This is a genomic window from Pseudomonas sp. 2995-3, assembly GCF_002742565.1.
Taxonomy (GTDB): Bacteria; Pseudomonadota; Gammaproteobacteria; order Pseudomonadales; family Pseudomonadaceae; genus Aquipseudomonas; species Aquipseudomonas edaphica.
Window position 1 is genome coordinate 84815 of the sequence record NZ_LJSB01000315.1, and the last position, 13271, is coordinate 98085.

Here is a 13271-nt window from a genome sequence, read left to right on the forward strand (position 1 = left end):
CTCCCACAGGGGCCGGGTTTATTCAGCAGCGGGTGGCGTCAACCGCGCTTCCAGCTCCGCTACCTTCGCTTCCAGACTCTCCAGCCGCGCACGCGTGCGGGCCAGTACGACCATCTGGCTGTCAAATTCTTCCCGGCTCACCAGGTCAAGCTTGCTGAAGCCGCTTTGCAGCAGCGCCTTGAACTGGCTTTCGATTTCGTTGCGGGGCAGCGGGGTTTCGCCGCTGAACAGGCGAGAGGCGTGGCCGCTCAGGGCGTCGAGGAGGTCTTTGGGCGCGAGCATGGGAAATATTCCGGAAAACTGTTGGCCGGCAGTGTATCACGCAGCGTCTATAGTCCTTTCACGGCCGCGAGCGCACGCTTTTCGCGCAGAGGGCTGGGCGGCTGCGCACTGTTTTTGTGCGCATTGCAGCCGCCAATACGCCCCGCAGGTGGGCATAAGTGGGCAAAGGACTGATTTCAGTGGTTTTTACGGAGCTGGCAAGGTTTCTGCTTAGACGATCATGACCCATGCACTGATGCAGTCGCTGTGACGAATGCAGTGCGCCGACGGATCAGGGGTACAGGTTTCGTCACCAGTGGTTCGCTGGCGTCGCAACGGCAAATGCCGAGGCGACGACGCGTTACAAAGCCAGGCACTGCGCTTAGACTTGAGACGGGTTTGTTTTCCTGGGGCAAGTCCACCAATTCGGGAGAGAGTTTTCATGAAGCTAGTCACTGCCATCATCAAGCCGTTCAAGTTGGACGATGTACGCGAGTCACTGTCCGAGATCGGCGTGCAGGGCATTACCGTTACTGAGGTCAAAGGCTTCGGTCGGCAGAAGGGTCACACCGAGCTGTATCGCGGCGCGGAATACGTGGTCGATTTCCTGCCAAAGGTGAAGATTGATGTCGCCATTGACGACAAGGATCTTGACCGGGTTATCGAGGCGATAACCAAGGCGGCCAACACCGGCAAGATCGGTGACGGCAAGATCTTCGTGGTCAATCTGGAACAGGCTATTCGCATCCGTACCGGCGAAACCGATACCGACGCAATCTAAGCCGCCAAACCCCCAACGCCCCAGGAGAAAACAATATGACTCTGCGTAAATTCGCGGGGCTAGGAGCCCTGTTGTCCCTCGTAATGCCGGCCCTGGCATTGGCGGCGGACCCAGCCCCTGCTCCAGTCCTCAATTCCGGCGACACGGCGTGGATGCTCACATCCACCGCGCTGGTACTGTTCATGACCATTCCGGGCCTGGCGCTGTTCTACGGCGGCATGGTGCGCTCCAAAAACATTCTTTCCGTGATGATGCAGTGCTTCGCCATCACCGGCCTGATCACCATCCTGTGGTTCGTTTACGGCTACAGCATGGCGTTCGACACCACCGGTATGGAAGCAGGCGTCGTCAACCTCAACTCGTTCGTGGGCGGCCTGTCCAAACTGTTCCTGTCGGGTGTAACCCCGGCGAGCATCACCGGCCCTGCGGCGCTGTTCCCTGAGGCGGTGTTTGTCACCTTCCAGATGACCTTTGCCATCATTACCCCTGCGCTGATCGTCGGTGCATTCGCCGAGCGTATGAAGTTCTCCGCGATGCTGATCTTCATGGGCGTCTGGTTCACCCTGGTCTATGCGCCGATTGCCCACATGGTGTGGGGCGGTCCGGGCTCGTTGCTGGGCGACTGGGGCGTGCTGGATTTCGCCGGCGGCACCGTGGTGCACATCAACGCCGGTGTGGCCGGCCTGGTGGCGTGCCTGGTACTTGGCAAGCGTAAAGGCTTCCCGACCACCCCGATGGCACCGCATAACCTGGGTTACACCCTGGTCGGTGCAGCCATGCTGTGGGTTGGCTGGTTCGGCTTCAACGCAGGCTCTGCTGCGGCGGCCAACGGTACTGCCGGTATGGCGATGCTGGTCACTCAGATCGCTACCGCTGCTGCGGCGCTGGGCTGGATGTTCGCCGAGTGGGTCACCCACGGTAAGCCAAGCGCACTGGGCATTGCCTCGGGCGTAGTCGCCGGCCTGGTTGCAATCACTCCGGCTGCCGGCACTGTTGGCCCGATGGGCGCTCTGGTCATCGGCCTGGCAGCGGGCGTGGTGTGCTTCTTCTGCGCCACCACCCTGAAACGCAAACTGGGCTACGACGACTCCCTGGACGCCTTCGGTGTGCACGGTATCGGCGGTATCCTCGGCGCGATCCTCACCGGCGTGTTCGCAGCGCCTTCGCTGGGCGGCTTCAACGCGGCCACCACTGACATCGCGGCGCAAGTCTGGATCCAGTGCAAAGGCGTGGGCTTCACCGTGATCTACACGGCCATCGTGACTTTCATCATCCTCAAGGTGCTGGACATGGTGATGGGCCTGCGGGTGACCGACGAAGAAGAGGCGGTGGGCCTCGATCTGGCGCAACACAACGAACGCGGCTACAACTTGTAAGTACGCGAAAAAAAGATGCCCGGCTTGCCGGGCATTTTTTTGTCTGGTGTTTGTCTGTGGCTAAAGGCGGATGGGTTTTTTGCCGAGTTTGTGATGGGATCCACACGGCACTTTTGAGGATGCGAAAGTCTTACATGCATGTAGGCGTATTCGACACTTTGTTTTTTCCCAGACCGCGCTAGAATGCGCGCCGATGGGCGGAGAACTGTATGTGGCAACAGACCCTGATTACCCTGCGGGCCAAGCCCCGGGGCTTTCACCTGGTAACGGATGAGTTGCTTGCCGGCATGCCTGAGTTAAAGGCTTGCCGAGTAGGCCTGTTGCATTTGTGGCTGCAGCACACCTCGGCCTCGTTGACCATCAACGAGAATGCCGACCCGGCGGTTCGCCGTGACTTCGAGCGTTTTTTCAACTCGCTGGTGCCGCAAGGGCGTGCAGGGTTCGAACACAACGACGAAGGTCCGGATGATCTGCCGGCGCACTTCAAGGCCAGTCTGCTGGGCTGCCAGTTGAGTTTGCCGGTCAAGGCCGGCCGCTTGGCGATAGGGACTTGGCAAGGTGTTTATCTGGGCGAGCACCGTGATCATGGCGGTGCTCGTAAAGTCCTCGCCACCTTGCACGGTGATGGGGCATAAGCCACTGGTTATCCAGTGGATGTGGTTTTTTTCCGGCGACCTCGACAGAGGGTGAAGCTGGGCTATAACTAATCTGCTTTTCGCAAGTCATGAGGTAGAACATGAGCGACGATGATCTGGAAAACGACGACCTTGAAGTAGGCGACGACGACGAGGCTGAAGAAGGCCTTGAAGCGGCAGCTGAAGACGTTGCTGACGACGACGGTGGCGATGATGCACCCGCCCCGGCAGCCAAAGGCAAAGCCAAGGCCGCTGTCTCGGTAGACGAACTGCCGAGCGTTGAAGCCAAGAACAAAGAGCGCGATGCGCTGGCCCGTGCGATGGAAGAATTCCTCGCTAAAGGCGGCAAAGTGCAGGAAGTCGAGGCCAACGTGGTGGCAGACCCACCGAAGAAGCCGGATAACAAGTACGGCAGCCGACCTATCTGAGGTCAGCAGACTGCTTGTAAGAAAAAGCCCGCCGTCGCTGCGGGCTTTTTCATGCCTGAAACAAATTCTTAAAATTCATTGCATAGCCCTGTGGGAGCTGGCTTGCCTGCGATAGCGGTGGGTCAGACAGACCGCTATCGCAGGCAAGCCAGCTCCCACTTTGAATCTTCAGCGTGACTGCCAGCTGCGCAGCAGCCCCGGCAACTCTGTCAGGCTACGAATCTCTGCATCCGGCTGCTTATCCGCTTCCCACGCCTTGCCCGTCGGGTTGAACCACACCGCGCGAAGCCCGGCCTGCTGCGCACCGGCGATGTCATCGCCAGGGTGATCGCCAATATGCACGGCCTGACTTGCATCCACGCCACCGCGCTGCAAGGCTTCCTGAAACAGCCGCGCATCCGGCTTGGCAATGCCGATATCCTCGGCGCGCAGGGCAAAGTGGAAGTAATCCGCCAGCCCCACGCGTTGCACATCGGCATTGCCGTTGGTGATCACGCCCAGCAGGAAGTGCTGGCGCAGCGCCTTTAGCATGGGCTCCGCTTCCGGGAACGGCGTGAGCTGGTGACGGGCGTGAATAAACGCCTCGTAGCACACATCCGCCATCTGCGTGGCCTCAGGCTGTGGGTAACCCGCCTCTTCAAACGCGTGCATCAGGACCTTGTGACGCAGGATGCTGATGCGATATTTAAGCTCTGGATGGCGCTCCAACACCTGCTGGCGAAGGCTGGCGAAATGTTCCAGAGGCAAGTCGCCAACCTTGGAGGCGTTAAGTGCCAGCCATTCGCGCATCGACGCCTCGGCGTTGATGATGACGGGTACGTTGTCCCAGAGCGTGTCGTCCAGGTCGAAGGTGATCAGCTTGATACTCATGAGTCGCCGCCCTTGATGCGTTTGGCCCGTGGATGGGCGCTGTCGTATACCGTCGCCAGGTGCTGGAAGTCGAGGTGGGTATAGATCTGCGTGGTCTTGATATCGGAGTGGCCGAGCAGCTCCTGCACGGCGCGCAGGTCCTGGGACGACTCCAGCATATGGCTGGCAAAAGAATGTCGCAGCATGTGAGGGTGCAGGTTTTGCCCCAGTTCGCGCTCGCCGGCCGCCTTGACCCGCACCTGAATCGCCCGTGGCCCCAGGCGTCGGCCTTGCTGGCTGACAAACACCGCATCGTCGGCCGGGTTGGTCAACAGGCGCAGCGGCAACCACAGCTGCAAGGCTTCGCGGGCCTTCCTGCCCACCGGCAGCACACGGGTCTTGCTGCCCTTGCCGAGCACTTGTACCAGGCCGTCCGCCAGGTCCAACTGATCCAGGTTCAGGCCGGTCAGCTCCGACAAACGCAGGCCCGAGGAATAAAACAGCTCAAGAATCGCCTGGTCACGATGGGCCAGGAAGTCATCCTCAACGGCGCCGTCCAGCAGTTGCAGGGCGCGGTCGGTGTCGAGGGTCTTGGGCAGGCGCCGTTCGCCCTTGGGCGGCGACAGGCCGTTGGCCGGGTCGTGGTCGCACAGGCCTTCACGGTTGAGGTAGTGATAGAGGCCGCGTACCGCTGAGAGCAGGCGCGACAGGCTGCGCGAAGACTGGCCCGCCTGGTGCAGGCGCGCGATCAGGCTGCGCAGGCTCTGGATATCCAGCGCCTTCCAGCTGGTGATCTGTTGTTTTTCGCAGTACGCCAGGACCTTGTTCAGGTCCCGTCGATAGGCTTCCAGGGTGTGAGGCGACACCTGGCGCTCGTTGCGCAGGTGAGCGCAATAAGCGTCCAGTTGCCGTTCCATGGCTAGCGCACCGCGCGCAGGGTGGTGGTGTGGCGGGGCAAGACGCGGCCCAGCACTTCGGCGATGTAGGTCAAGAACAGCGTGCCCACCGAGCTTTTGTAGTGCGCAGGGTCACGGCTGGCAATCGCCAGCACGCCGTGCAAGCCTTGATGGCTGAGGGCGACTACGGCGGTGGAGCCGATCTGCTTGCGCTGTTCGGCGCCAAACAGGAAATCCAGCTCGTGTTCACGCAAGGTGCCGCTGATGGTCTTGCCTTCCGAGAGCAGGCCGCCGATTGCGGTTTGCGCGTCGCTGCCGCTGACCCAGCGGCCCACCGGCATCGGGTTGTCGCTGAACAAAATCAGGCTGACAAACGGCACCTGAAAGTCTTGGCGCAGGCTGTCTTCCACGGCGATGACCGTTTCTTCCAGGCTGTTGGCGTCCATCAGGGTCAGTATCAGGCGGCGGGTCTTGTCGAACAAGCGGTCGTTGTCGCGGGCCACATCCATCAGGTGTGAAAGCCGATGGCGCATTTCGATATTGCGCTCGCGCAGGATCTTCATCTGCCGCTCCACCAGCGACACGGTATCGCCACGCTGGTGGGGGATGCGCAGGGCGGGCAGCAGTTCTTCGTGTTCGACGAAGAAGTCCGGATTAGCCTCAAGGTACGCCGCGACAGCAGCGGCCTCCAGACTTTCGCTTGGGGTTGCTTGGGCGGGTACTTGAGGCTTATCGGTCATTAGCTTGGCTCACTCATAGACGGACCTGTCCTTCGTATACACGCGAGGCCGGCCCGGTCATCATCACCGGGTGGCCAGGCCCTGCCCACTCGATGGACAAACGCCCACCCGGCAGGTCGATCAATAGGGGCGAATCCATCCACCCCTGGCTGATCGCGGCGACGGCTGCGGCGCAAGCACCGGTGCCGCACGCCTGGGTTTCGCCGGCGCCGCGTTCCCATACACGCAGTTGCGCACGGGTACGGTCGATCACCTGCAAAAAGCCCACATTGACCCGTGCCGGAAAGCGCGGGTGATGCTCGATCTTCGGCCCCAGCTCATGCACCGGGGCGTTGTTGATGTCGTTGACCCGCAGTACGGCATGGGGGTTGCCCATGGAGACGGCAGCGATGTCGACGATTTTGCCTTCTACATCCAGCGCGTAACTGGCGGCCTGCTCGGTGGCCTGAAACGGAATATCCGCTGGCACCAGGCGTGGCGCGCCCATGTTGACGCTGATCTGGCCGTCGCTGCGAATGTCCAGCTCGATTACGCCGCTTTTGGTCTCGACACGAATCTGGCGCTTGGCAGTCAGGCGTTTGTCCAGCACAAAGCGCGCAAAGCAGCGCGCACCGTTGCCGCACTGTTCCACTTCGGAGCCGTCGGAGTTGAAGATCCGGTAACGGAAATCCACCTCCGGGTTGCTCGGCGCCTCGACGATCAGCAACTGGTCGAAACCGATGCCGGTGTGCCGGTCGCCCCACTGTTTGGCGTGCTTAGGCAGGATGTGCGCGTGCTGGCTGACCAGGTCCAGGACCATGAAATCATTACCCAGCCCGTGCATCTTGGTAAAACGCAGCAGCATGGCTTACTCCGGCAGCAGGCTTTCGCCAGCAAACAACTCGGCTACCGTCTCGCGGCGACGCACTTCAAACGCTTGATCACCGTCCACCAGCACCTCGGCGGCACGGCCGCGGGTGTTGTAGTTGGAACTCATGACAAACCCGTAGGCACCGGCCGAATGCACGGCCAGCAGGTCGCCTTCCTCCAGCGCAAGCTGACGATCCTTGGCCAGGAAGTCGCCGGTTTCGCAGATCGGGCCGACGATATCGTAGGCGCGGCCTTCGCCCTCGCGCGGGGTTACGGCAGTGACGTCCATCCACGCCTGGTACAGCGCCGGGCGAATCAGGTCGTTCATTGCTGCATCGACAATGGCGAAATCCTTGTGCTCTGTGTGCTTGAGGTACTCGACCTGGGTCAGCAGCACGCTGGCGTTGGCAACGATATAACGGCCCGGCTCGAACATCAGGGTCAGGCCGAGGCCTTCGGTGCGCTCACGCACAGCCTTGATGTAATCGGCGATCAGCGGCGGCTCTTCATCGCGATAACGCACACCCACACCACCACCGAGGTCGATGTGTTGCAGGTAGATGCCGCACTCGCCAAGGCGATCGGTCAGCGCCAGCAGGCGATCAAGGGCGTCCAGGAACGGAGGCAGGGTGGTCAGTTGCGAGCCGATATGGCAGTCGACACCCAGCACTTCCAGGTTCGGCAGCTGTGCGGCACGGATGTACACGTCTTCGGCGTCGGCAATGGCGATGCCGAACTTGTTCTCTTTGAGACCGGTGGAGATATACGGGTGCGTGCCGGCATCGACGTCCGGGTTGACGCGCAGGGAGATCGGCGCGCGAACGCCCATCTCGGCGGCGACCACTTGCAGGCGCTCCAGCTCGTCGGTGGATTCGACGTTGAAGCAATGCACGCCCACTTCGAGCGCGCGGCGCATGTCTTCGCGGCTTTTGCCGACGCCCGAGAAGACGATCTTGTCAGCCTTGCCGCCGGCAGCCAGAACACGTTCCAGCTCGCCACGGGAAACGATGTCAAAACCAGCGCCAAGACGCGCCAGGACATTCAGTACACCCAGGTTGGAGTTGGCCTTGACCGCGTAGCACACCCTGTGTGGAACGCCTTCCAGTGGGTCGGTGAACGAGCGGTATTGGGCTTCGATGTGCGCACGCGAGTACACATAGGTCGGGGTGCCAAACTGCTCGGCAATCGCGGACAGCGCCACGCCTTCCGCGAACAGCTCGCCGTCCCGGTAGTTAAAAGCGTCCATGATGTTCCCTTAGTAAGTGTCGTGCTTATGCGCTTTCGCAGCTTTCTGCGACGACTGTGCCTGGTCGTTCGGGTCTTTGCTGTCATCGGGCAGGTACAGCGGGCCTTTTTGACCACAGGCACTAACGAGGCAAGCGACCGCGACGAGCGCAGCAAGGGAAGAGATCAGGCGCTTCATGGCGAAATCCTTGAATATGCATTAATTGCGCCCGAGTATACCGACCACCCGGCAGCTTGCCTATGCGCCGTAATACCCGTCCGGCGGGGGTTTGCCGAGCATGTCGCGATTCGGCCTACGCTAAATGAGGATATTTCACGCGGCTGCGGGTAATGAAATCGGTATCCTTTGCAATCATCATGGCGCGTCCGTATCGTGCGCCGCTTGAGCGTGACCAGACACTTTTCGAGGTTCCCACAATGAGTTTGACCGAAGCCCGTTTTCACGACCTGGTGGATTCGACCCAGCAGGCGCTGGAAGATATTTTCGACGACAGCGGCCTGGATGTGGACCTGGAGAACTCGGCTGGCGTGCTGACCGTTAAGTTTGAAAACGGCACCCAACTGATCTTCAGCCGTCAGGAGCCGCTGCGTCAGCTATGGCTGGCGGCGCGTTCGGGTGGTTTTCACTTCGACTACAACGAAGAAGACAAAAACTGGCAGTGCGATACCAGCGATGAGCTGTTAAGCGAAATGCTCGCACGCCTGGTCCAGGAACAAGCCGGCGCTGAGCTGGACTTCGACGAGATCTGATCGTGACCCAGCCTGCACCTGTACGCCCACCCAAGCCGCTGTTCAGCAATGTCAGCCCGGCAGTGCCGTCACCTTGTATCAGTTTGTGTCGCCTGGACGAGCAAAAAGTCTGCCTTGGCTGCTACCGGCACGTGGAAGACATCCGCGAATGGCGCTCCGCCGACGATGCCCGGCGTCGAGTGATCTGCGCCGAGGCCGAACAGCGCAGGGCGCGCGCCTGAGGCCGTCTTGTTTATTTGTGACGCTGTGGTAGTGTCCGGGTACGCCTCAACTCATCGAGGCCCGTGAGAACCCCGCCTTTTCCTGGCGGGGTTTTGCTTTTTTGTGCAGAAAAAAGGAGTCTGCCTGAATCATGACCGCACCTTCCATCATTCTTACCCGTCTTGACGTGCAGCGTCTGGAGCAATTGATCGACCGCTTGGGCGACGACTCTCCCGGCGCCGAAGCGTTGCAAGCCGAACTCGACCGCGCCGAAGACGTGGTTGGCCACGATGAAGTGCCTGCGGGTGTCGTGACCATGAACTCCAGCGTGCATTGCCGTGAGCAAGGCAGCGGCAAGGACTACCACCTGACCCTGGTGTACCCGAAGCACGCGAACGCCGATGAAGGCAAAATTTCGATCATGGCTCCGGTAGGCAGCGCCTTGCTTGGCCTGCAAGTGGGCCAGCACATCGACTGGCCGGCGCCGGGCGGCAAAACCCTCAAGCTTGAATTGCTCAGCGTCGAAGGCCAGCCCAAAGATGGCGGCGCCTTCCCTCTCTAAATCTGGCTCAGCGCCGCATTCAGCGACAACTCCAGCTCGGCCTTGTAACGCAGATACAAGTTGCTCGGGCTTTGCACATCACCGAGCAGGCCGGACAGGTCCAGGTCGGTGATGTAGCAGCGGTAAAGCTCGGTCTCCCGGCGTTGCCCGACGATTTCCTGGGCGACCACGGCAAACAGTTGGTCGCCGAACTCCAACTCCGAAAACTCCCGTTGATTGCAATACAGCGTGATGCCGACCTGGCCGGGTGCGGCCTTGCCGATAATCGCCTGCACGTCATAAAACGGCTTGTTGGCCGGGTTTTGCGGCACCGGCCGAGGCTCGATGCCGCGGGCGCGGTGGCTGCCTGACGGCAACAGTTGGTAATACAAAATCTGCACTTCACCCAGCGGCTGTTGCGTGTCCAGCGGTGCCAGCGCTTCGCGGCGATAGATGATCGACTGCAGGAAGCGCTGCAGTGGCGCCAGCAGGCTTTGCTCATCATGAAACGGCAAGCGTTGCTGCCACAGCGCATTGAACTCATCCAGCACATACAGCTCGGCGAAGCCTTCATTGACCCGGTAGAACACCTGCACACAATCAGCCACGCCCATGGGCAGCAGCAGGGCCAGGTCGTGGTCTTCCAGCGCCATGGCGTCCAGGTGCAGCGGGCTGTAGCTGGCCAGTTCTTCGCTGAGGTAGGCGATCAGCGCATCCTGGGTCAGCAGTGGCACGTGAGTGGCCTGGCCCGGCGTCAGTTCCATCACGTGATAGTGCTGCTGCACCTGCAGGAGGTAGCGGTGATTGGACTGGCTCAGCAGCAGGTTCTGCACGGTGTCGAAAATTTCTTCCACCCGCTGGGCAATGAATTGCGCACGGTTGTGGCAGAAGCAGCGCACCCGCAGGCGTGGCAGGTGGTTCGGCGGCAGTTGGTTGAGGTAGTCGCGCAGGCAGTCGAGCAGTGCATGGGGGCCGTCGTAGCGGCTGACCAATACCTCGTTCCAACTGTTGAGCGTGACCTGATCCAGGGTCAGCACCAGGTTGTCGCGCACACCGGCGTAACTCAGGGAGTCAGTGCGCTCGGTGGTCATCAGGATATTCAAGTCGCGGTGATGCTTGAGCGGGTCGACGCCGACGTTGATCAGCAACAGCACCTCTTCCGGTACCGCCGAGCGCAACAGGCGGTCTTCATCAACGCTGGCCAGGGGCAGGGCGATGGTCTGTTGCAGGCAGCCCAGCAGGTTGAACAGCTCGAATTCCGTCATGTCGCTGACGCCTGGGTGCAAGGCCAGGCGCGTGCTGCTGTCGATCACGCCGTTGCGATGGCACCAGGTGAGCATTTCCAACAGGTCGCGGCTGCGCTTGATCGGCGCGAAGTGCTCCCATTCCAGCGCCGTGAGGTTGCCGTTGTACAAGCCCCAGTGGTGCTGGCCGGGCTCTTTGCGGTTGGGCGATTGCACCAGGGTCAGGGTGTCTTCGGCCAGGTCCGGGGCGATGCCGGGGTTGATGAACTCGACCTTGCCGGCTTTACGCTCAAACGCGGCATACAGGCGCCGACCCAGCACATTGAGGTCGCGCTTGTTGATCAGGCTGACGGTCTGCTCGGTGCGAGCGAACTGGGTGAGAAAGCGGTAGCTGTAATTGAGTTCGCTGACCAATGCGCGGCGCTCGGAAGCCACCTGGCGCACTTTCCACTGGCTGCGGCTGTCCAGCAAGGCCAGTTGGCGCTGGTCCCAACCCCATTCATGGGCCAGGCGTTCCAGCAACAGCCGCTGCCAGCTGGTGCTGCGTTGGCCGGCGCTGAGCTTGCGATTGACCTTCAGGTACAGCGCGCGGCGTACCAGCTCCAGGCGATCGGGTTCATTGCGCGCCCTGAGGTATTCCTCGATGCGACGGTAGACCACGATGTACGGGTCCAGCTCATCCAGGTCCATCTGGTTGGCAAACACCGCACGTTTGAAGCGCAGGCTCAGGCAGTGCACGTTCGGGTGTTCGCTGGCGTACACCTCGGTCAGCAGCAGCTTGAGCACCGATTTGTAAGGCGACTCGATGCCCTTGAACAGTTGCCACAACCCCGCGCCGATAAATTCGCCCGGCGGGATGTGCGCCAGGTGGCCGAGGTCGAGGGTTTCATCGGCGCGGATAAAACGTTTGGAGATCAGCGCGTGGGTGAACTCGGCGTAACGGGTTTCTTCATAGACCGGCACCAGCCACCAGATGGGCGTGCGCCCGGCGAGCCAGATGGCGGTGCGGTAGAACTCATCCAACAACAGGTAATGCTGGGTGGTGCCGCAATCGTCAGAGCTCAGTTGCGTATCGCGCTCGCCTGAAACAAAGCGCGTCGGCTCGATCAGGAAGAAATGCGCCTCGGCGCCCATGGTCAAGGCCCAGGCTTCCAGCAACTGGCACTTTTTGCGCAGCTCGGCCAGTTCGTTCTCGCCAAGGTCCGGAGCGTGGCAGACCCACACGTCCATGTCGCTCTGGTCCGCCTGGGCCAGGGTGCCGAGGCTGCCCATCAGGAACAGGCCATGGATCGGCCGCGGCGGGTTGCCATGGCGCGGCTTATAGGAGAACGAGCGGGTCAGGCGCTGGGCTTCGGTGAGGGCCTGGGCGTCGGGTTCGAAATTCGACAAGCCTGCCGGCGTGCTGCTCGAGACGTAGCCGGGCAACAGCGGGTGGTTGACGTGGAAAAACAACGGCAGCAGGGTCAGCACGCTTTGTTGGCGCGGCGTCAGCCCTTCGACGGCGCGGGCCATGCGGCCTGCATTGAGGGCCATGAAGCGCGCACGCAACTGGGCCAGCACCTTGCGGTCGATGCCTTCGTCCAAGTCGGGGCGGATTTCATGGGTGCGGGTCATTTCTGGGTCGTTGGCTCGCAGAGCCCGACGTGGGCGGCCGTGTAGGAGTTTACAGCCAGAAGCGTAGGAGGTTTAGATGATATGTGGCTTTTTGGCGTCAGAATTTTGTGCGGCCCACAGCAACGCCCTCGGAATCCGCAGCAGGCGGACCCCATGGGCGACAGTAAGGTGTCAGGCAGCTTCTTTGGTAGTGGCGGTAGTCAGGATAGTCAGCAGGGTTTGCGCTTGCTCGGCAGCGTCGCGGCCGAGGCTGGTCAGGTAGCCCCCATCCGGCTGGTCGATCAGGCCTTTGGCATGAAGGCGTTTGGCAGCGGCGATGGCAGTAGGCGCGGCGGTCTGGTGGACTTTCAGACCTTCCTTGGTGCTGTCCAAGGGGAAGAGTACAAGGATTTCCAGTTCGGCAACCAACTCAGGGGTATACGACATAAGGACTCCAGACTTTCTAAAATTTATTAGAGGCTAGCAGGCCATAAGGTGAACGCACTTTGCCGAACTGTCCAGCGTGTTGCTGCGTGCCCGGATTATTCCTTTTCCGGCGGCAACTCAGGCAGCGCCCGCAGGGCTGTTTCGTACCATTCGGTATTGAATGCGCGATCCTCGTCCAGCATCGCGTCGATCTCGAAAGCCAGCACGTGAGCCATGAGATTCAGGATCTCTTCACGCTCATAACCCACCAGGGTCAGTTTGTTGAACGTAGCCTTGGCGGCAGGCGGGTTGTCGCTTTCGATTTGATTTTCGATCGCTTCGATCAGTGTATTTTCGGTGAACTCTTCTTCGTCGCTGTCGATATCGGTCGGCTCGCTCATGGCAGGCTCCTCAAGGAAAGGGCGCCAGTCTACCGCCATTCAGGCAACTGATGCT

General features: G+C 60.9%; 17 protein-coding genes. 7 read left to right on the forward strand and 10 right to left on the reverse strand.

All coding sequences use genetic code 11. From position 1 onward, the window contains the following. Positions 1-18: 18 nt before the first annotated feature. Entirely contained in the window at positions 19-282 is a 264-nt protein-coding gene (locus AOA62_RS27440) for an accessory factor UbiK family protein (RefSeq protein WP_058421153.1), read from the reverse strand. A 421-nt stretch (positions 283-703) separates the two neighbouring features. On the opposite strand from AOA62_RS27440, the gene glnK reads away from it, so the two are divergent. From glnK to sutA, 4 genes are all read left to right on the forward strand, one after another. Then, positions 704-1042, forward strand: a complete 339-nt coding sequence (glnK, locus tag AOA62_RS27445) for a P-II family nitrogen regulator (protein WP_002555808.1) — start codon at positions 704-706, stop codon at positions 1040-1042. A 35-nt stretch (positions 1043-1077) separates the two neighbouring features. After that, the gene (locus AOA62_RS27450) at positions 1078-2418 is read left to right on the forward strand and encodes an ammonium transporter (RefSeq protein ID WP_017135897.1); all 1341 of its coding nucleotides are present in this window, start codon (positions 1078-1080) and stop codon (positions 2416-2418) included. A gap of 209 nt (positions 2419-2627) precedes the next feature. Next, a complete protein-coding gene (locus tag AOA62_RS27455) occupies positions 2628-3053 on the forward strand; it encodes a secondary thiamine-phosphate synthase enzyme YjbQ (RefSeq protein WP_099550273.1) in 426 nt (141 codons plus the stop codon). A 101-nt stretch (positions 3054-3154) separates the two neighbouring features. After that, complete coding sequence (gene sutA, locus AOA62_RS27460) at positions 3155-3481, forward strand: transcriptional regulator SutA (protein ID WP_017135899.1); 327 nt, start codon at positions 3155-3157, stop codon at positions 3479-3481. Positions 3482-3649: 168 nt separating this feature from the next. On the opposite strand, the gene AOA62_RS27465 is transcribed toward sutA, so the two are convergent. The 6 genes from AOA62_RS27465 to AOA62_RS27490 are packed head-to-tail and all read right to left on the reverse strand — an operon-like array spanning position 3650 to position 8238. Then, positions 3650-4351, reverse strand: coding sequence for an HAD family hydrolase (locus AOA62_RS27465; RefSeq protein ID WP_099550274.1), 702 nt, complete (start codon positions 4349-4351; stop codon positions 3650-3652). Further along, positions 4348-5247, reverse strand: coding sequence for a tyrosine recombinase XerC (xerC, locus tag AOA62_RS27470; RefSeq protein WP_017134991.1), 900 nt, complete (start codon positions 5245-5247; stop codon positions 4348-4350). Before xerC ends, AOA62_RS27465 begins: the two co-directional genes overlap by 4 nt. Before the next feature lie 2 nt (positions 5248-5249). Continuing rightward, positions 5250-5966, reverse strand: coding sequence for a DUF484 family protein (locus tag AOA62_RS27475; RefSeq protein WP_056860805.1), 717 nt, complete (start codon positions 5964-5966; stop codon positions 5250-5252). A 13-nt stretch (positions 5967-5979) separates the two neighbouring features. Continuing rightward, the gene (dapF, locus tag AOA62_RS27480) at positions 5980-6810 is read right to left on the reverse strand and encodes a diaminopimelate epimerase (RefSeq protein ID WP_017134993.1); all 831 of its coding nucleotides are present in this window, start codon (positions 6808-6810) and stop codon (positions 5980-5982) included. Between the two features lie 3 nt (positions 6811-6813). Continuing rightward, positions 6814-8061, reverse strand: a complete 1248-nt coding sequence (gene lysA, locus AOA62_RS27485) for a diaminopimelate decarboxylase (RefSeq protein WP_017134994.1) — start codon at positions 8059-8061, stop codon at positions 6814-6816. 9 nt (positions 8062-8070) lie between these two features. Then, positions 8071-8238: a lipoprotein gene (locus AOA62_RS27490; protein ID WP_017134995.1), complete on the reverse strand. Its 168-nt coding sequence runs from the start codon at positions 8236-8238 to the stop codon at positions 8071-8073. 239 nt (positions 8239-8477) lie between these two features. Between AOA62_RS27490 and cyaY the strand changes: the two genes are divergently transcribed. The 3 genes from cyaY to rnk all read left to right on the forward strand — a co-directional run bounded on the left by cyaY (position 8478) and on the right by rnk (position 9573). Then, positions 8478-8810 (forward strand): iron donor protein CyaY, encoded by a 333-nt coding sequence (cyaY, locus tag AOA62_RS27495; protein ID WP_099550435.1) that lies wholly within the window; start codon positions 8478-8480, stop codon positions 8808-8810. Between the two features lie 2 nt (positions 8811-8812). Next, positions 8813-9031 (forward strand): DUF1289 domain-containing protein, encoded by a 219-nt coding sequence (locus tag AOA62_RS27500; protein ID WP_056860802.1) that lies wholly within the window; start codon positions 8813-8815, stop codon positions 9029-9031. Positions 9032-9162: 131 nt separating this feature from the next. Further along, a complete protein-coding gene (rnk, locus tag AOA62_RS27505; protein WP_017134998.1) occupies positions 9163-9573 on the forward strand; it encodes a nucleoside diphosphate kinase regulator in 411 nt (136 codons plus the stop codon). Here rnk and AOA62_RS27510 read toward each other — a convergent pair. The 3 genes from AOA62_RS27510 to AOA62_RS27520 all read right to left on the reverse strand — a co-directional run bounded on the left by AOA62_RS27510 (position 9570) and on the right by AOA62_RS27520 (position 13216). Next, positions 9570-12410, reverse strand: coding sequence for a class I adenylate cyclase (locus AOA62_RS27510; RefSeq protein ID WP_099550275.1), 2841 nt, complete (start codon positions 12408-12410; stop codon positions 9570-9572). The genes rnk and AOA62_RS27510 overlap by 4 nt on opposite strands. Before the next feature lie 171 nt (positions 12411-12581). Further along, a complete protein-coding gene (locus AOA62_RS27515; protein WP_010207442.1) occupies positions 12582-12836 on the reverse strand; it encodes a TIGR02647 family protein in 255 nt (84 codons plus the stop codon). Between the two features lie 95 nt (positions 12837-12931). After that, positions 12932-13216 (reverse strand): hypothetical protein, encoded by a 285-nt coding sequence (locus tag AOA62_RS27520; RefSeq protein ID WP_017135000.1) that lies wholly within the window; start codon positions 13214-13216, stop codon positions 12932-12934. Positions 13217-13271 lie beyond the last annotated feature (55 nt).

Bases quoted from the DNA above. Each gene is read 5' to 3' on its own strand.
- AOA62_RS27440 (WP_058421153.1), bottom strand. From the start codon at position 282: ATGCTCGCGCCCAAAGACCTCCTCGACGCCCTGAGCGGCCACGCCTCT.
- glnK (WP_002555808.1), top strand. From the start codon at position 704: ATGAAGCTAGTCACTGCCATCATCAAGCCGTTCAAGTTGGACGATGTA.
- AOA62_RS27450 (WP_017135897.1), top strand. From the start codon at position 1,078: ATGACTCTGCGTAAATTCGCGGGGCTAGGAGCCCTGTTGTCCCTCGTA.
- AOA62_RS27455 (WP_099550273.1), top strand. From the start codon at position 2,628: ATGTGGCAACAGACCCTGATTACCCTGCGGGCCAAGCCCCGGGGCTTT.
- sutA (WP_017135899.1), top strand. From the start codon at position 3,155: ATGAGCGACGATGATCTGGAAAACGACGACCTTGAAGTAGGCGACGAC.
- AOA62_RS27465 (WP_099550274.1), bottom strand. From the start codon at position 4,351: ATGAGTATCAAGCTGATCACCTTCGACCTGGACGACACGCTCTGGGAC.
- xerC (WP_017134991.1), bottom strand. From the start codon at position 5,247: ATGGAACGGCAACTGGACGCTTATTGCGCTCACCTGCGCAACGAGCGC.
- AOA62_RS27475 (WP_056860805.1), bottom strand. From the start codon at position 5,966: ATGACCGATAAGCCTCAAGTACCCGCCCAAGCAACCCCAAGCGAAAGT.
- dapF (WP_017134993.1), bottom strand. From the start codon at position 6,810: ATGCTGCTGCGTTTTACCAAGATGCACGGGCTGGGTAATGATTTCATG.
- lysA (WP_017134994.1), bottom strand. From the start codon at position 8,061: ATGGACGCTTTTAACTACCGGGACGGCGAGCTGTTCGCGGAAGGCGTG.
- AOA62_RS27490 (WP_017134995.1), bottom strand. From the start codon at position 8,238: ATGAAGCGCCTGATCTCTTCCCTTGCTGCGCTCGTCGCGGTCGCTTGC.
- cyaY (WP_099550435.1), top strand. From the start codon at position 8,478: ATGAGTTTGACCGAAGCCCGTTTTCACGACCTGGTGGATTCGACCCAG.
- rnk (WP_017134998.1), top strand. From the start codon at position 9,163: ATGACCGCACCTTCCATCATTCTTACCCGTCTTGACGTGCAGCGTCTG.
- AOA62_RS27510 (WP_099550275.1), bottom strand. From the start codon at position 12,410: ATGACCCGCACCCATGAAATCCGCCCCGACTTGGACGAAGGCATCGAC.
- AOA62_RS27515 (WP_010207442.1), bottom strand. From the start codon at position 12,836: ATGTCGTATACCCCTGAGTTGGTTGCCGAACTGGAAATCCTTGTACTC.
- AOA62_RS27520 (WP_017135000.1), bottom strand. From the start codon at position 13,216: ATGAGCGAGCCGACCGATATCGACAGCGACGAAGAAGAGTTCACCGAA.